The organism is Streptomyces sp. TOM-9, assembly GCF_056858595.1.
In genome coordinates, this window is record NZ_JBXEQB010000001.1 from 7,629,627 (window position 1) to 7,647,124 (window position 17,498).

14 protein-coding genes are annotated in these 17,498 nt (G+C 71.1%); 8 read left to right on the plus strand and 6 right to left on the minus strand.

What is annotated here, in order from left to right; genetic code table 11:
- Nucleotides 1-48 precede the first annotated feature (48 nt).
- The 6 genes from AC1VWI_RS35175 to AC1VWI_RS35200 all read left to right on the plus strand — a co-directional run bounded on the left by AC1VWI_RS35175 (nt 49) and on the right by AC1VWI_RS35200 (nt 5,777).
- Complete coding sequence (locus AC1VWI_RS35175) at nt 49-591, plus strand: hypothetical protein (protein WP_499515053.1); 543 nt, start codon at nt 49-51, stop codon at nt 589-591.
- Nucleotides 592-661: 70 nt separating this feature from the next.
- Entirely contained in the window at nt 662-2,191 is a 1,530-nt protein-coding gene (locus AC1VWI_RS35180) for an ISKra4 family transposase (RefSeq protein WP_499515054.1), read from the plus strand.
- Between the two features lie 165 nt (nt 2,192-2,356).
- Nucleotides 2,357-2,848, plus strand: coding sequence for a DUF2975 domain-containing protein (locus tag AC1VWI_RS35185; RefSeq protein ID WP_499515055.1), 492 nt, complete (start codon nt 2,357-2,359; stop codon nt 2,846-2,848).
- Nucleotides 2,848-3,069: a helix-turn-helix domain-containing protein gene (locus tag AC1VWI_RS35190; RefSeq protein ID WP_499515056.1), complete on the plus strand. Its 222-nt coding sequence runs from the start codon at nt 2,848-2,850 to the stop codon at nt 3,067-3,069. The genes AC1VWI_RS35185 and AC1VWI_RS35190 overlap by 1 nt, the downstream gene beginning before the upstream one ends.
- A gap of 285 nt (nt 3,070-3,354) precedes the next feature.
- Nucleotides 3,355-4,080, plus strand: coding sequence for an ABC transporter ATP-binding protein (locus tag AC1VWI_RS35195; RefSeq protein WP_499515057.1), 726 nt, complete (start codon nt 3,355-3,357; stop codon nt 4,078-4,080).
- Entirely contained in the window at nt 4,077-5,777 is a 1,701-nt protein-coding gene (locus AC1VWI_RS35200) for a hypothetical protein (RefSeq protein WP_499515058.1), read from the plus strand. The genes AC1VWI_RS35195 and AC1VWI_RS35200 overlap by 4 nt, the downstream gene beginning before the upstream one ends.
- Before the next feature lie 150 nt (nt 5,778-5,927).
- Here the strand turns inward: AC1VWI_RS35200 and AC1VWI_RS35205 are convergent, their stop codons facing one another.
- The 3 genes from AC1VWI_RS35205 to AC1VWI_RS35215 all read right to left on the minus strand — a co-directional run bounded on the left by AC1VWI_RS35205 (nt 5,928) and on the right by AC1VWI_RS35215 (nt 9,399).
- Nucleotides 5,928-7,289: a vWA domain-containing protein gene (locus AC1VWI_RS35205; RefSeq protein ID WP_499515059.1), complete on the minus strand. Its 1,362-nt coding sequence runs from the start codon at nt 7,287-7,289 to the stop codon at nt 5,928-5,930.
- Nucleotides 7,286-8,143, minus strand: coding sequence for an AAA family ATPase (locus AC1VWI_RS35210; protein WP_499516990.1), 858 nt, complete (start codon nt 8,141-8,143; stop codon nt 7,286-7,288). The genes AC1VWI_RS35205 and AC1VWI_RS35210 overlap by 4 nt, the downstream gene beginning before the upstream one ends.
- Nucleotides 8,144-8,778: 635 nt before the next feature.
- Nucleotides 8,779-9,399: an L-threonylcarbamoyladenylate synthase gene (locus AC1VWI_RS35215; protein ID WP_499515060.1), complete on the minus strand. Its 621-nt coding sequence runs from the start codon at nt 9,397-9,399 to the stop codon at nt 8,779-8,781.
- 139 nt (nt 9,400-9,538) lie between these two features.
- Here AC1VWI_RS35215 and AC1VWI_RS35220 point away from each other — a divergent pair, with 139 nt between their 5' ends.
- Nucleotides 9,539-9,664 (plus strand): hypothetical protein, encoded by a 126-nt coding sequence (locus tag AC1VWI_RS35220; protein WP_499515061.1) that lies wholly within the window; start codon nt 9,539-9,541, stop codon nt 9,662-9,664.
- A 36-nt stretch (nt 9,665-9,700) separates the two neighbouring features.
- Here the strand turns inward: AC1VWI_RS35220 and zwf are convergent, their stop codons facing one another.
- From zwf to AC1VWI_RS35235, 3 genes are all read right to left on the minus strand, one after another.
- A complete protein-coding gene (gene zwf, locus AC1VWI_RS35225) occupies nt 9,701-11,158 on the minus strand; it encodes a glucose-6-phosphate dehydrogenase (protein WP_499515062.1) in 1,458 nt (485 codons plus the stop codon).
- 7 nt (nt 11,159-11,165) lie between these two features.
- Nucleotides 11,166-12,197 carry a phosphogluconate dehydrogenase (NAD(+)-dependent, decarboxylating) gene (gnd, locus tag AC1VWI_RS35230; RefSeq protein WP_499515063.1) on the minus strand — a complete coding sequence of 344 codons (1,032 nt, stop codon included), beginning with the start codon at nt 12,195-12,197 and terminating at the stop codon, nt 11,166-11,168.
- A gap of 350 nt (nt 12,198-12,547) precedes the next feature.
- A complete protein-coding gene (locus AC1VWI_RS35235; RefSeq protein WP_499515064.1) occupies nt 12,548-13,159 on the minus strand; it encodes a hypothetical protein in 612 nt (203 codons plus the stop codon).
- A gap of 351 nt (nt 13,160-13,510) precedes the next feature.
- Between AC1VWI_RS35235 and AC1VWI_RS35240 the strand changes: the two genes are divergently transcribed.
- Nucleotides 13,511-17,491 (plus strand): metallophosphoesterase, encoded by a 3,981-nt coding sequence (locus tag AC1VWI_RS35240; RefSeq protein WP_499515065.1) that lies wholly within the window; start codon nt 13,511-13,513, stop codon nt 17,489-17,491.
- Nucleotides 17,492-17,498: the final 7 nt, after the last annotated feature.

The following is a 17,498-nucleotide window of genomic DNA, read 5'->3' on the forward strand; positions in this document are numbered from 1 at the left end:
CGCTCTGCGCTGTTGGTCTCTACCGTGGTAGCGGGAGAGGAGCGGTGGATGGGCTCACTGTTCGAGGAACTGGAAGCCCGCGAGGCGGCCGCCCGAGTCCGGATGGAAGAACTGGAGGCCGCGATCGCCGAGCTGTCCGGGAAGCTGGCGGTGGCCAGGGACGGGCTTGAGCGTCTGCGGATCACGCGGGAGACGGTCGCCGAAGTACTCGCGGAGATCACGCCGGAGACAGCGGCGACGGCGGTCGAGGCCGGGACATCACCGGAAGGCGGGTCGGTGGCATCCGCTTATGCGGGGGCCGAGCGGCAGGTCATCGGGGTGCTGACCGTGCCGAACTGGCGGCCCGGTATGACCTCGGAGGTGCTGCCATCGGTTTACCGCGACATCGTAGAAGTGGTGGCCGATGCGCCAGGGCCGATCCGCGCCAAGCAGATAGTGCCGAGGATCGGGCTGCCAGTCGAGACAGGGAAGATCGAGGGCACCCGGTCGAAGCTCAAGCGGCTGGTGGAGCGGGGCTGGCTCGACGAGGAGGCTCCCGGGTTGTTCACACCGGCCCGCAGGCGAACCGATGCATCCTCCAACTCGGGCTGACAGCAGGGCTCTTCCGTCTACATTCGAAGGTGCGACCCATATCGGATGCAGGACAGGAAGAGCCCTGGAGATGACACCGTACGACACTCATGCCACCACTGGCCCCTTTGTCCGCTCCATCAGTGCCTTCGACATGCTGATAGGCACCCTGTCAGGCGGCGATGCGACTGGGTGGACCCACGCTGAGCTGGAGGAACACCTGGAGAAGTCCGGGCGGGACCTGATCCGCCTGGTGCTGCAGGATCACCTGGACCTTCGCGCTCGGCGGGAGGAGAAGCAGGTCCGGTCCGGTGCCGACCCAGTCGTGGTCGGGCCCGACGGCCAGGTGCGGCCCTGGCGGGAACCCGGCCACCAGCGGTGGCTGGCCACCGTGTTCGGGCTGGTCCGCGTCACCCGGGTCGCTCACCGCGGCCCCAGTGCCTGCAACGTCCACCCTGCCGACAACGCGTTGTCGCTGCCCGCGGGCCGGCACTCTACCGGCTTACGGCGGCTCGCCGTGACCGAAGCCGTCCGCAGCTCGTTCGACCAGGCCCACGACGCCATCGAGCGCCGCTGCGGGAACGTGCTCGGCAAGCGCAGGCTGGAAGAGCTCGTGGTCGCCGCAGAAGTGGACATCGACGCCTTCTACCGAGCTCGGATCCCCGTCCCGTGCAGCCGGGACATGCCTCTGGTGGTCCAAGTCGATGGCAAGGGCGTGGTCATGCGCCCCGAAGCCCTGCGGGAGGCCACCCGCCGAGCCGCTGAGAAAACCGCCAGCGGCCACCGCGGCCGGCTCGCGCCGGGCGAGAAGCCGAACCGAAAGCGGATAGCCACCGTGGCCTGCGTCTTCGACACCCGCCCGGCCCCCAGACGCCCGCACGACGTGATCCACCCGCCAGGCGGCCGCAGTGGCGAACGTCCACCCCGCCCCGGGCCGAAGGCCGAGAACAAATGGTGCACCGCCTCCCTGATCCGCTCGCCCGAGCAGGTCATCGCGGACGCTTTCGACCAGGCCGAAGCACGCGACCCGAAGTGCCTGCGGCCCTGGATCGTCCTGGTGGACGGCGCGCGTCACCAGCTCGACCTGATCGAAGCCGAGACCCGACGACGCGGCATCACGCCTCACGTCCTGCTGGACTTCGTCCACGTCGCCGAGTACGTCTGGGCCGCCGCCCACGCCTTCCACAAACCCGGCACCACCGAGGCCGAAGCCTGGGCCGCCAACCGGCTGACCTCGATCCTCGCAGGCCACGCGGCCCGCACCGCAGCCGAGATGACTGCCCAGGCCGACCACGAACGACTGCCTGCCGCCCGGCGCGAAGCCGTCGAGGCCTGCCACCGCTACCTGAACGGCCACCTCAACCAGCTCCACTACGACACAGCCCTCGCCAACGGCTGGCCGATTGCTACCGGCGTCGAGGGCGCCTGCCGCCACCTGATCGCCGACCGCCTCGACATCACCGGCGCCCGCTGGGGTCTACCCGGAGCCGAAGCCGTCCTCCGGCTGCGTGCCGTGGTCGCCAACGGCGACCTCGACCTCTACTGGCGCTTCCACACCCGCCAAGAGCACCAACGCATCTACCTCGAACCTAGCCCGCAGAAATTGGCCCTCACTGCCTGATCAACATCGTCCCTCGAAACGAACCGCACCCATCGTCATTCCGCCGGAGGGGGGCGAGGGTGTCCCGCCAGGGTGCGAGGCCGCTTGCCTGTCCAGCGCCGCAGCCCCTTGCTGAACCTATCGAAACTCGATAGATTTCCATCGTAGCTCGATGGAAGGTGAGTCGTGGGAAAGCTGACAGTTCGTGCCCTGCACGCCGTGCTCGTGGTGGTGCTCGCCGGCACCGTGTTCGTACAGGCAGGGATGGCGTGGGTGTTGGTGTCGGGCAACGACCCGGAGGACGGGTCGTTGCCGCTGACCTCGTTTCGCGTGATCACGATCCTCGGCATGGTGACGGTCCAGGTCGCCCTGGTCGCCGTATGGCGGCTGGTGACGATGGTGCGCCGCGGAACCGTGTTCTCCCATGCCGCCTTCCGGTACGTGGACACCGTGATCGGCGCGATCGTGGCGGCTGCCCTCCTCTGGTTCGCGGTCACGATCATCAACGCGCCGGGCCAGCGGGAGGACCCGGGCGTCACCGTCATCATGGGCGGGATCGGCGTGGCCATCCTGGGCGTCGCGCTCATCGTGCACGTGCTGCGGTTGCTGCTCGCGCAGGCCGTCGCGCGCGACGTCGAAGCGGCGCAGATGCAGGCCGAGCTGGACGAGGTGATCTGATGCCGATCGCCGTCGACATCGACGTGATGCTGGCCAAGCGGAAGATGTCCGTGGGCGAACTCGCGGACCGCGTCGGGATCACGCCCGCCAACCTGGCGGTGCTCAAGAACGGTCGCGCCAAGGCGGTGCGCTTCGCGACCCTCGCCGCGCTCTGCGAGGTGCTGGAATGCCAGCCGGGCGACCTGCTGCGCTGGGAGACCGAGGACGCCGTGGTCGGCTGACGTGCCTCGGGGCGGACGTGAGAACGCCCGGCACCACGGCCCGAGACACGGCACGTGGACCGCATGGACGTGCATCGCCGGTCACCCACGGCGCCACCACCCGCGGCCGGTGGCAACATGCGCAGGGCCGGAATCGCCGGTGCCCGCACGCGGAGTGGACCAAGGACACCCAGGGCCGATCACCCCCGGCCCGGGCAGAGCATGCACAATGGCCGGGCCGCTCCGGGCCGTCGTCCCGAGGCCGGAGCGGGGACAGCGATCGTGTTCGACGAGAGGCCCGGCGACATGGGTGCACCACCATTGCTCGAGCTCAAAGGCGTCAGCCGGGTCTACGGCAAGCGCACGGCGCTGGCCACCATGAGCCTGCGACTGCGGTCCGGGAAGTGCGTGGCGCTGCTCGGCCACAACGGCTCCGGCAAATCGACGCTGCTGCGCATAGCGGCCGGCCGGGACAAGCCGAGCACCGGCACGGTGACGTTCGACGGCAGGCCGATGAACGAGAACGACCCGGCGGTCCGGGCCCGGGTGGCGGTCGTCGGCGACACCGCGGCCTGTTACCCCGACCTGACCGTGCGCGAGCATCTGCAGCTGGTGGCGGTGGCCCACGGGGTGGAGGACGCCGGCGACTGGATCGGCCACGTACTGGCCGAGCGGAAGCTGACCGACCACGCCGACGCGCTGCCCGGCGCACTGTCCTCCGGGCAGCTCCAGTCGCTGCTGCTGGCCTCCGCGATGGTCCGGCCGCGCGACCTGCTCCTGCTGGACGAGCCGGAACAGCGACTGGACCCCGGCGCGCGGCGGCAGCTGGCCGACCTGATCAAGAAGGAGACCGCGGACGGCGTCGCGGTGCTGCTGGTGACACACCACGGAGAACTGGCCCGGGCGGTCGCCGACCAGGTGCTGGTCCTCAGCGACGGCAAGGTGGTGGCCGACGGCCACCCGGACAAGGTGCTCGCCACCGGGACCGACGGACTGACCTGGCTCGCGGAGACCCCGGACGGTGCCCGGTGACCACCCTCGCCGAGGAGACCGGGGACACCGGGGAGGCCGGGGAGCACTCCGCGGCCTGGTCCGACGAGGACGACTGGACGCGGGAGACGCTGCGGCTGGTCCGCGACCTGCGCACCCCGCACCGCCGCAAGAGGACCAGCCAGATCGCCTACACCGTGTACTGCGTGGCGCTGCTCCTCGCGGTGTGGGGAGGGCTGCCGAGCTTGGGGCTGTTCCTCGAGAAGTCGATGGGCGCCGACTACTCCGGTCACGGACCGGCGATCCTGGCCGCGTTGCCGGCCGGGTCCTGCGCGCTGGGGCTGGGATGGCTGCTGGTCGCCGCCTGGGACGCCCAGTGGCGCGGGCCGGTGGTGCCGCCGCGCGAGACCGTGGACTGGCTGCTGGCCCAGCCGGTGGACGTCGCCCGGGTGCTGCGGCCGTGGTTCTGGGGGTCGGCCGCGATCGCCGGCGGAGCCGGGCTGCTGGTCGCGGCGATCGGCATGATCGCGCTGGGCCTGACGGTCGGTGTGGGGCTGCCGGCCGCGTTCGGCTGGTGCCTGCTGGGCGGCAGCGGTCTGCCGCTGCTGGCGACCGCGCTGGCCACCGCGGTGGAGGGCAGCGAGCGGGTGGCCCGCTGGGCCCGGCTGGCCACTCCGTACGTCGCCATGGCGGTGCTGGCGCTGGTGGCGCAGACCGTGCTGGCGGTGGGCGGTGACCGGCTGCCGGGACTGGAACGGGTGGAGCTGTGGTCCGGGCCCTGGGGCTGGGCCGGGCTGGCCGCGCTGGCCCCCACGCCGGCCGCGCTGCCGGGCGGCTGGGCCGCGGGCGTCCTGCTGGCGGTGGTGGTGGCCGGCGCGCTGGTCGCTGCACACCGCTTCACCGGGTCGCTGCTGTTGTCCGCGGTACGGCGGCGTTCGCGGACCGCGACCGGGGTGATGGCCGCGCTGCGCACGGTGGAGTTCCGCACCGCGCGGCAGGCGGTGGCCGGAGTCACCGGCGGGGGCCGGTCGACGCGCTGGAGGCTGCCGGCGCCACGCCGGCCGGAACTGGCGGTGCCGTGGCGGGACACGCTCGCGTTGCTGCGGACTCCGGGCCGTCTGGGCCGGGCCGTGGTGCTGGGAGTGCTTGCCGTGCTGGGTGCGGTGCTGGCGGCCTCGGCGCACGGCGGGTCGGGCGTGACGGCGGCGCTGGCCTCACTGGCCTTCGGCTACTGGTCGCTGACCCAGCTGATGGAGCCGGCCCGGGTGGAGACCGACGACACGCGGCGCGGGTCGTGGGCGCCCTATCCCTACCGGGGCCTGATGCTGCGGCACACGGCGCTTCCCGTCGTGCTGGGGCTGGTGGGCGCGCTGGTGGCGGCGGGGGTGCTGGCTGCGGAGGGTGCGGGGGCCCGCGCGTTGCTGGCACCGGCCCTGGTGCCGCCGCTGGTGGGCGCTTCGCTGGTGAACGCCTGCCGGGGGGCGACCAAGCACCATCTGCTGATGTCGTCGGCCCAGTCCCCCACGGGCAGCATGGGCCCGATGCTGTTCCTGGGCTGGTACGGCGCCGGGGCGCTGGCGGCGGTGGTCATGCTGGTCGTCCCGTTCCTGACCGCGCTGCATTCCGGCTCGGGCGCCTCGATCGTCACCGCTGTCGTGGCAGGCGGCCTGGCGACGGTGATCATGGTGCGCTGGGCGGTCACGCGGATCGGGAACCTGACGGCTCCCTTGGCGGACTGACAGGGGTGCGGGCGGCCTGCGCCGCCCGCACCCCTCACGTCAGGTGGTTTCCCGGCGCCCGGCGGGCAGCTGGTCCAGGCCACCGCGTACACCGTCGAAGGTCCCGTGCAGCACCGCCGTGCGGATGCCCTCAGTGGAGCGGCGGCTTGATCAGACCGGCAGCAGGCGGGCGATCAGGGTGCTGAGCTGGTGGGCGTTGCGGCACTCGTGCATCTCGACCAGCTCGGAGTAGGCGAGTGCGGCCGAATCGCCCGTGCCCCACTGGGCGCGGTGCTCGGGGTTCAGCCAGTGGACACGGCGGGCCCGCCTGACGATGTCCCGCACGGCTGGAAGGTTCGGGTCGCTCATGTTCGTCCTGGCGTCACCGAGGACGAAGACCGTGGTGCGCGGGCCGACCGCCTCGCCGTACCGCTCGTCGAACTCGCCCAGCGCCGTGCCGTAGTCACTGCTCCCGTGCCAGCCTGTGAGTGCCGCCTCGGACCTGATGCGCGCGCTCAGGGCCTCGGGGGCGGCCGCGCCGTACTCCAGCAGGCGGGTCACCTCGTCGATCCGGTTGACGAAGGCGAATGCCCTTACCTTGCTGAACTGCTCGTGCAGCGCCTGCACCAGCAGCAGCGTGAAGTTCGAGAAGCCCGACACCGAGCCCGACACATCGCACAGCAGCACCAGTTCGGGGCGAACGGGACGCCGCTTGCGCAGCACGAGCCGCATCGGCACGCCGCCCGTCGACAGTGAAGCCCGCGAGGTCCGCCGCAGGTCGACGGACCCGCGCGCGGCGCTGCGGCGGCGGGAGGCAAACCGGGTGGCCAGTTTGCGGGCGAGCGGCTGAACCGCCCTGCGGAGCTCCGCCAGCTGGGCCTGCCCGGCGACGAGGAAGTCGACCTGGTCCGCGGTCGGCGCCAGCGCCCGCCGGGCGATCTCGTCGACGGCCCGCCGCTCGGCGACCCGGCGCCGTGCCTCCGTGGCGACCTGTCCGCGGAACGCCTCGATGCGCCGGCGGATCTCGTCCTCCAGCAACCGGTCGGCGAACCCCGCCGGGCCGGTCCGTGCCCGGATGCTGTCGCGCGCGCGGGCCAGGAGTGTCTGGGGCCGGACCCGCTCGAGCGTCTGATACGACGACCATCCCCCCGACGCAGGGGAGGAGCCGTACCCGCCGAATCCGTCGACCGCCTCGGCGGCCAATCGGCCGAGCATCGCCTCGTCGCCCGCGGCGAGGGCGGCCGCGATACGGTCGCGCAGATCACCCAGGTCCGCGGGCGTGTCCGTACTCGGCGCCCCGACGCCGTGAGGAAAGTACAGGTCGAAGACCCCGTCGAACACCGCCCGCTGCCCCGTGCCGTGCAGCAGCGTCGCGGCCAGCCCCTCACGCAGCCGCTCGCGATCGGCCAGGCCGAGCGCCGCCACCGCCTGTGCCGCGTCCACGGTCTCCCCGGTGCCGACGCGGATGCCGTGCGCGCGCAGTGCCGCGACAAGCCCCGTCAAGCGCCCCTCGACACCCGTCGGCGCACTCACAGAGTGTCCAGGTCGAGCTTGGCGGCCGCCTTCGCGATGTCCTCCTGATGCTTGAGGATCACGCCGAGACTGTCGCGCACGACGGTCTCGTCGAGTGTGTCCGCACCGAGCGCGAGGAGCGTGCGCGCCCAGTCGATGGTCTCGGCGACCGACGGCACCTTCCGCAGGTCCATCGCGCGAAGGGCACCGACCACCCGCACCACGGATTCCGTCAGCGACTGCCCCAGCCCCGGAACCTTCAGCCGTACGATGCGCCGCTCCAGCTCCTGGTCCGGAAAGCCGATGTGCAGGAAGAGGCAACGGCGGCGCAGCGCCTCGGACAGCTCGCGGCTGGCGTTCGAGGTGAGGACGACGAACGGGCGGCGTTCGGCGCTGATCGTGCCCAGTTCCGGGATGGTGATCTGGAAGTCGCTGAGCACTTCCAGCAGCAGTCCCTCCACTTCGACGTCGGCCTTGTCGGTCTCGTCGATGAGGAGCACCTTCGGGTCGTTGCCGCGGATGGCGGTCAGCAACGGACGGGCCAGCAGGAACTCCTCGCTGAAGATGTCCGTGCGCGTCTCGTCCCAGGTTTCGTCGCGGCCCGCACTGATGCGCAGGAGCTGCTTGGCGTGGTTCCACTCGTACAGGGCCCGTGCCTCGTCGACGCCTTCGTAGCACTGCATCCGGACGAGCCGTGCTCCGGCGACCTGGGCGACGGCCTTCGCGAGTTCCGTCTTGCCGACCCCGGCGGGGCCCTCCACGAGGAGCGGCTTGCCGAGGCGGTCCGCGAGGAAGACGGTCGTGGCGACCGCGGGCGACGCCAGGTATCCGGTCTCGGCGAGGCGTGCGGAGACGTCGTCGACGGATGTGAACAGCATCGGGGTCTCCAGCTCGGTGAGCACACGTTCGGACGCACTATCTAAGCGCTTGTTCAGCGGTGTGTCACGTGCCCGCCTGCCCCCTCGGGTCCGCCCGCCCGGTGGTCCGTCGCCACTGCTCCGGACCGGTGGGCGAGAAAGAAGCGCTCCCGATGTCCTCGACTCTCCGCAACGGTACGCCGTGCACCTGCGCCCCGAGGACGTGCACGCGGCGCTGCCGCTCGACGTGGGGCCCGCCGCCTCGTCCCCCTGGGATCCGCCGCTCGCCGCGGCCATGGCCCAACTCCGGGTCCACTGTCCCGTCTCAGTGAAGTTTGACCGTTCTCACTGAAGTTTGACCGGTGCCCTGCGTTCGCGGCTGTTGAGGCCGCGAGGGGCGGGGCGACGGTGGCTACACCTGCGCGGGCAATCGGTGATGAGGCCCCGCGTACCCTAGCTGGGCCCTGACCTGCAGTGACTGCTACGCGTCGGGGGTGCCGTCCTCGGTCGTGATGGCGACGGCTGTTCCCTGTACGGCGGTCATGCTGAGAAGCCTCTTAAGGAATCAGCGGCGGGAGGCTGGTGCCATCGGCGCGGCATGCATGTCTCATGCTGCAGGCAAGATCCATACCTTCGTGACCGGCCTCGTGGCCTCACTCGAACCGCGAGGTGTCTCCCGCGCCCCGCCGTACGATCTCTGCCGCGCCGCCGGAGAAGTCGACTACCGTCGTCGGCTCGGTGCCGCAGTCCCCGGAGTCGACCACGGCGTCCACCACGTGATCGAGCCGGTCCTTGATCTCCCAGCCCTGGGTCATCGGCTCCTCCTCGTCCGGCAGCAGCAGTGTGCTGGACAGCAGCGGCTCGCCCATTTCGGCCAGCAGCGCCTGGGTGACCACATGGTCCGGGATGCGCACACCCACGGTCTTCTTCTTCGGGTGCAGCAGCTTGCGCGGCACCTCACGGGTGGCCGGGAGGATGAAGGTGTAGCTGCCGGGCGTGGACGCCTTCACGGCCCGGAACACGTCGTTGTCCACCTGCACGAACTGGCCCAGCTGCGCGAAGTCCCGGCACATCAGCGTGAAGTGGTGCCGGTCGTCGAGGTGGCGGATCGAACGGATCCGGTCCATGCCGTCCCTGCTGCCCAGCCGGCAGCCCAGCGCGTAACAGGAGTCGGTGGGGTATGCGATGAGTGCTCCCGACCGCACCGCGTCGGCGACCTGGGCGATGCTGCGCGGCTGGGGGGTCTCGGGGTGCACGTCGAAGTACTTCGCCATCTGCCGAGCTTATGCCGTACCCGGGTCCGCACTCGCGGGGCCGCGCCCCGTCGTCGCAACTACCGCTTCGGACACGGACAAGACCTGCCACCCACGCTCCTGGAAGCCGCAGCCAGCAGCTGTGTCAGGTGAAACTTCGATGAGACGAACAGCTCAGTCGTCAATCTTCGGTGAGACCGGTGCATCTTCGCTGAGACAGGACAGCCCCGTCGAGGAGGAGGCGGTGCTGGACGTCCTGCTGGACGGCCTCGCGTCGGCAAGGTGAGCGTGGATGCGCCTCAGGGGCGGCACGCCGTGCCGCTCACCTGCGGTGGGGAAGGCTCCAGTGGTGCGGCGCGATGAGCCGCCGGACGCTGTCCGGGCCCCAGGAGCCCGGGGCGTAGAGCTCGACCGGGGGCGGGTTCTCCAGCAGCGGGGTGGACGCCTCCCACAGGCGCTCGATGCCGTCGGAGCGGGTGAACAGGGACTGGTCGCCCAGCATCGCGTCCAGGAGGAGGCGTTCGTAGCCCTCGAGCGCGTGCATGGTGTTGAAGGAGTCGGCGTAGCCGAAGACCATTTCCGCGGTGCTCAGGCGCATGGCGGGGCCGGGTTCCTTCACCAGGAAGGAGGTGGTGATCCGGCCCGGGTCGTCGAAGTCGATCACCAGCGCGTTGCTCCGGGCCTCGGCGCCGCCCCGCGCGGCCAGCGGGAACATGCGCAGGGCCGGTTCGCGGAAGCCGAGCGTCACGACATGCCGTGCCTCGCCGAGGGATTTGCCCGACCGCAGGTAGAAGGGCACCCCGGCCCAGCGCCAGTTGTCGATCGTCGCGCGCAGGGCGACGAAGGTCTCGGTGTCCGACTTCGGGTCCACGCCCGGCTCGGCCCGGTACCCCTCGTACTGCCCGCGCACGACATGGGCCGGGTCGATGGGCTGCAGCGACTCGAAGACCTTCTCCTTCTCGTCCCGCAGGGACTGTGCCTGCAGTGCCGTGGGCGGCTCCATGGCCACGAATCCCAGGAGCTGGAAGAGGTGGGTGACGATCATGTCCCGGAACGTGCCGGTGCCCTCGAAGAACTGCGCGCGGCCCTCGATGCTGATGCTCTCCGGCACGTCGATCTGCACGTGGCTGATGTGGTCGCGGTTCCAGATCGGCTCGAAGAGGCCGTTGGCGAAGCGCAGGGCGAGGATGTTGTCGACCGACTCCTTGCCGAGGAAGTGGTCGATGCGGAAGACCCGGGACTCGTCGAAGACGGCGTGGATCGAGGCGTTGAGCGCGCGGGCCGAGGCGAGGTCCGTGCCGAAGGGCTTCTCCACGATCACCCGGGCGTTGTCGGAGAGTCCGCTCGCCCCGAGCGTCTCGATCACGGAGGTGAAGGCGCTCGGCGGCACCGCGAGGTGGAACAGGCGCCGCGGGCTGCCCCCGATGGCCTGCTCGGCGTCCCGTACGGCCGCGAGCAGTGGCCCGGCGGCGCCGGGATCGCACGCGCCGAAGGACAGGGCGGCCTCGAACTCCTCCCACGCGCGGCCCTGGGGCTTCGACCGGCCGAACTCGGAGACCGCGTCCCGCGCGTGCTTGCGGAAGTCCTCGTCGCTCAGCGTGCTCTTGGCGGGCGCCGAGCCGACGATCCGGTAGCGGGCCGGCAGCAGCCCCGCCTTGGCGAGGTGGAAGAGACCGGGCAGCAGTTTGCGGCGGGCGAGGTCGCCGGTCGCGCCGAACAGCACCACCACGTGGTCCTCGGGGACCGGACCGTGACTGGGTGAGGAGGAACGATGGGACATGGCGCCTTCACCCGGTCTTCTCGGCGTGGCCGCCGAACTCGCCGCGCATCGCGGACAGCACCTTGTCGCCGAACTCGCCGAGTCCGCGCGACGCGTACCGCTCGGCCAGCGAGGCGCTGATGACGGGGGCGGGCACGCTCTCGTCGATCGCCGCCTGGACCGTCCAGCGGCCCTCTCCGGAGTCCGAGACCCGGCCGGTGAACTGGTCCAGCTGCGGTGAGCGGGCGAGCGCGTCGGCGACGAGGTCGACCAGCCAGGAGCCGATCACCGAGCCGCGCCGCCAGACCTCGGCGACCTCGGCCACGTCGATCTCGTACTGGTACGCCTCGGGCTCGCGCAGCGGCGCCGTCTCGGCGTCGACGGCCCTGCGGCCCAGCCCCGCGTCCGCGTGCCGGATGATGCTGAGGCCTTCGGCGATGGCGGCCATCATCCCGTACTCCACGCCGTTGTGGACCATCTTCACGAAGTGGCCGGCGCCGCTCGGCCCGCAGTGGAGGTAGCCCTCCGGCGCGGTGCCGTCGGACCTGGTCCTGCCGGGCGTGGGCTCGGCGTTCCCGCGGCCGGGCGCGATGGTGCGGAAGATCGGGTCCAGCCGCGCCACCGGCTCGTCCTCGCCGCCGATCATGAGGCAGTATCCGCGTTCGAGGCCCCAGACGCCGCCGGACGTGCCGCAGTCGACGTAGTGGATCCGATGCGGGGCGAGCTGCCGGGCGCGGGCCATGTCGTCGCGGTAGTAGGAGTTGCCGCCGTCGATGACGGTGTCGTCGGGTTCCAGCAGCGCGGTGAGCTCGTCGAGCGTCGACTGCACGACCCCCGCCGGGAGCATCAGCCACACGTTCCGGGGCGGCGCCAGCTTCTCCACGAACTCCTGGAGCGAGGCGGCGGCCGTCGCCCCCTCCTTCTCCAGTTCCAGCATGGCGTCGCGGTTGAGGTCGTGGACGACGCACGGATGGCCGTCGCGCATCAGCCGGCGCACGAGATTGGCGCCCATGCGGCCGAGCCCGATCATGCCGAGTTGCACGGGTGAGTCAGTGGCCATCCGGTTTCCCCGTTCCTCGGCGGCCTCTACGGGCCGAAGGTCGTGTGGGCCCACGTCTCAGGGCGGCTCCCTGGAAATCTACCCATGCGCGACATTTGGTGCGACGAGAGGAACGCCGTCCGCCGGCCGGGGTGCGACGGGCGAGGTAGGTCGTGACCTGCGGTCTCCGTGCGAACCGGGAGTTCCGCCAGGTGCTGGGCGCGGACGCCGCGCTGCGCCGTCCCGGTGATGGGAGGGGGTTCCCGAGGCGGTACCGCCACGTCCTCGGATCCGGCCGTCGCCCACCGGGCGGCCGGGTCGCCGCGGACAGAGCGGTGGCGGCTCGCCGCCGCCCTGCCCCGCGGCGTGCGTCAGCGCGCGACGGCGCAGTTCCGCCATGCCGTGGCCAGGGCCCGCGGGATCTGCGGGATCGCGCGGCAGCCGCTCTCGCTCGCGGGGAAGCCGTCGGTGGCGACGTAGGTCCAGTTGGTTCCCGAGGTGGCGCGGAAGTACTTCATGGCGCTGCCCTCGTCCTGCAGGTTCACCAGCTCGCCCTCGGTCGCGCCCTGGGTGGGCTGGAACTGGGTGGCCGCGTAGCGGACGGTGCCGCACTGACCGAAGAAGAACCGCTGCGGCTCCGGCTCGATGTGCACGAAGCGCGGGAAGCCGCGCTGGTACGCCCGTGTCACCGCGGCCTTGACCTCACCGCTGACGGTCAGGTTGCGGCAGCCGGGGACGGAGGCGGGCGCCTGCCGGGTGCTGGGGGAGGTCGCGGGGGTGCTGGAGCGGGGCGACGGCGTGGTGGCCGAGGGGGACGTGACGGAATCGGACGGCTGGGCCGAGGGAGAGCCGGACGCCGACGCGTCCGCCGTGACCGACGCGTCCGGCGAGGGGGAAGTGGCCGGACCGGCGGCGGTGTCGGACCCGGAGGAGTCGCTGCACCCCGTCAGCAACAGGATCCCGCCCAGCAGTGCAGCCGCCATTGAGACACCTCTGAAACCGGACAACGTGACGCTCCTCCTCGGTTGACGAACCTCATGCGCACCCCGCCGTGCCCCACAGCCGGTGATCCGCTCACCCCTCACTACTCCGCCGGACCGTGGCCGGGTTGCACAGGCGGCCGGATCAACGATTGCAATTCCGTATACGCGTCCGCCGTGCAGCCATATGTCCGGATCAGGTGACCGGCCCCCGCGGGGCCAAGGGGACACCTTCCGCTGGTTGTTTACGTTTGCTTTACCTGCGTTCACCTCCGCTGGCCAAGATCCGCCAGGGGCATGCCACCTCTCGGCACCGGCGTGCCCCTCACCTTGTGGCGATCGGAAGGACAGCTGGTGATACGGCCAACACAGCGGCTCAGGCGGCCCGGTGGCGGATCGGCGGGGCAACGGCTCGCGGGGGCGGCGCTCGCCGCGCTGCTCCTGCTGAGCGGGAACCTCACCGGGGCGTACGCCGAGACCGGGGCGGAGAAGCATCCGCCGGGGCACGACCAGACGGCGGACGCCACGAGCCTGCCGGCGCTCACCCCCGGGGACGGCGCGTACCTGGAGGGCACGGAGAAGGTCGCGGCCACGCCCACGCTGGCCGGTGACTCCGTCACACGGCTCGCGGTCGACGGCAAGGCCGTGGACGCCGAGCGGACGGTCGGGACCTCCCGGCTCAGCTTCGACGTCGGGTCCAACTCGACGGAGGCCCGCTACCACAACCACGTCCTGGTCAACGGCGACTACCGGGCCGACATCGGCGACCTCGTCAACCAGCGCGGCACGATCGAGATCCCCAACGACGAGCTGGTCAAGGGCGAGAACAAGGTCGAGATCCTCGCCGGCACCGTCGACAGCTCCTGCGGCACCAACTTCGACGACTTCGTGCTCTCCGACATCAGCCTGGACCTGCTCGGCGAGGTCGCGGACGGCGAGGAGAACGAGTACACGTACTCCTTCGGCGACGGCAGCTGCGGCACCAACACCACGCTGCTCACCAAGGCCACGCTGACCTTCTTCGTCCTGGGCGACCCGCAGCGCACCACCGGCCTGCGCGCCGACCTGGACACCACCGGGCTCGCCAACGGCGCGCACGCCCTCACGGCGACGACGACCTCGGGCAAGACCGTCAAGAACACCGTGACGGTGAACAACGCCCCCGCGGGCGCCCCCCGGCTGCTGCCCAAGGACGGCACGCTGGTGAAGGGCCGCCAGCCGGTCTTCGCGAACTTCCCCGCGGGCACCGAGGGCGAGCCGACGACGCTCACCGTCGACGGCAAGGAACCCGCCACCGCCGCCAGTCTCGGCAACGGCGCGGCCACCTTCTCCTTCGACGTCGGGTCGAACTCGATCGACGACAGGTACGACAACCACCTCCTCGTCAACGGCAAGCGCATCGACCTGGGCGGCACCTGGGTCAGCCAGCGCGTCGACATCGCCGTCCCCGCGCGCTTCCTGGTCCCCGGTGACAACACGATCACGGTCGTGACCAGCGCCTACAAGGAGAGCTGCGGCAACAACCGCGACGACTTCGACATCTCGGGGCTCGCGCTCGCCCTCGACGGCGGCACCGTCACCGGCCACGGCATCGCCGACTCGTACGCCATGGGCGACGGCAGCTGCGGCAACAGCGACACCCGCCTGCGCGAGGCCGACCTGCACTGGACGATCGACGCCCCGGCCGTGCACGTCTCACCGACCCTGGGCTCGGGCAACGCGACCCTCGGCTTCACCGTGGGCACCAACTCGATCGAGGCCCGCTACCAGAACCACATCCTGGTCAACGGCCAGAAGCAGGTGCTCGACGCCGACTTCGTCAGCCGGCACGTCGGCCTGACGTTCCCCAACGAGTGGCTCGTCCCCGGCTGGAACACCATCGACTTCGTCACGGGCACCTTCCCGACCTCCTGCGGCGACAACCGCGACGACTTCGCCGTCTCCGACATCACCCTGACCCTGGCGAACGGCACCGCCGCCGGCCGGATGCTCAAGGGCTCGTACGGCCTCGGCGACGGCAACTGCGGCGACAACGTCAACCCGCTGACCGAGATCGACCTGGAGTTCTTCGTCGACGGCCCTGCCCAGGGCCTGTACGCCGACCTCGACACCGCCAAGACCGCCGACGGCAAGCACACCCTGGCCGCGACGTCGAAGAGCGGCAAGACCGCGACCCGCTTCCTGGTCACCGACAACTCCGCCCCCACGGTGGCGTCCAGCGTCCCCGCCGCCGGGCAGCGGATCACCGCCTCGGTCGTCCTCGACGTGCGGCTCCAGGACCTGTCCGGCGTCGTGAAGGGCCCGGACGTCACGCTCGACGGCAAGCCGGTCGAGCCCGGCGCCGCGGTGGGCCCCGGCCTGTCCGCAGGCGAGCACACGCTGAAGGTCTCCGGCACCGACGGCGTCGGCAACACCGGCACCCGCGAGGTGACGTTCACCTCCGCCGGCATCCCCGACGCCCCCGCCGACCTCACCCCGAAGTCCGGCACGACCGACGCGGGCGGCAGCGTGAAGCTGTCGGCCACGGTGGCCGAGCCCGACGGCGGTGACGTGACCGCCACGTTCTCCGAGACCGAGATCATCACCCCGGACCACGTCTACCAGGGCACGGCCACGTCCGTCCCCACCACGCTCGAGGTCAAGGGCGAGAAGAAGGTCAAGGCCGCCGGCCTCGCGCCCGCCGACGGCAGGACGCTGCCCGCGCCGGCCGGCCCGGACGTCACCTTCCAGCGGTACGACGTGAAGGTGAAGGGCCACGTGGACGCGCCGGTTCTGCGCTGGGAGGGCGTCATCGACCCCGAACGGCTCGCCGCGCTGCGCGTGTGGAACACCTGGACCGACGCCTGGGACGTCCTGACCAGCGCCCGCGGCGCCGTCGAGGGCAACACCGTGCTGACCGCCGTCGTCGACCGGAAGTACGTCGACCGGCAGCAGATCCACGTCATGGTGACCGGCGAGGACCCGTTCGCCGACGACATCGACGCCGGTGACCCGGACCGCTTCGCCGACCCCGCCTCGTACGACTTCTCGATCGTCCACTACACCGACACCCAGTACCTCTCCGAGGGCGCGGTGGAGCAGGAGACGCCCGAGGAGCGCGCGGTGTGGGAGAAGGCGTACGGCGACGTCTCCCGCTGGATCGCCGCCAACAAGGACCAGCGCAAGATCGCCTACGTCGCCCACACCGGCGACATCATCGAGAACAACATCCGCAAGCCCGCCGACGAGGCCACGCAGCGCCAGATCACCGGCGAGCTGGAGCTCTCCTCCAAGCAGCAGAAGATCCTCGACGACGCCGGGATCCCCAACGGCGTGATTGCGGGCAACCACGACAACCAGTCGGGCACCGAGAACGGCCCCGGCGCGATCTACAACAAGTACTACGGCCCCGACCGCTACCAGGCCCTGTCCAAGGGCTGGAAGCACGCCGAGTACGGCGGCCCCTGGCGGCCCGGCGACAACCAGAACCACTACGACCTGTTCTCCGCCGGCGGCCTCGACTTCGTCGTGGTCGGCCTGTCCTACGGGGTGACCCGCGAGGAGGCCGAATGGGCCGACTCCGTCTTCAAGCGCTTCCCCGGCCGCAACGGCATCCTGCTCTCGCACGACTACCTCGCGCCGAGCGGCAACGCGAACGGACGCGGCGCCCCGTTCTCCGCGCCCGACGGCTCGATGCTCTACAAGACCGTGGTCCAGGACAACCCGAACGTCTTCCTGATCCTCGCCGGTCACGAGCACGGCGTCGGCACCAACGTGAAGCCCAAGGTCGGCGAGGTCGAGCACGACGTCGTCGAGCTGCTCGCGGACTACCAGTTCTACACGGTCTCCGCGGACCGGCTCGGGCTCACCGAGATCGGCGGCTACCAGCCGGACGACCAGCTCCAGTTCGGCGCGAGCTTCTTCCGGATGCTGCAGTTCGACGTCAAGCGCTCGGAGGTGACGGTGGACACCTACTCGCCGCTGCTCGACGAGTTCGGCGCCACCGAGTACGACACCGACCACCGCTACGACGGCACCGAGGACAACATGGTGCTGCCGGTCGACCTCACCAGCCGCAAGACGGCCTTCACGACCGACTCGCTGGCGCTCTACGACCCCGTGAGCGTCATCGGCAAGGCCAAGGCCCGCTCCGGCGAGGTCGCCTCGGTGACCTGGCGGGGGCTCAAGCCGGGCACGACCCACGCCTGGTTCGTCACGGTGCGCTCCACCGGCGGCGGTGTCACCGCCTCCGAACCGAGCGTCTTCGTGACCAAGGACGCCCACGGCCGCCCCGGCACGTGGGGACCGGACGCGCCCGCGTACCCGTGGTTCGCGCCGTCCACCGGCCGGCGGTGACCGGCTG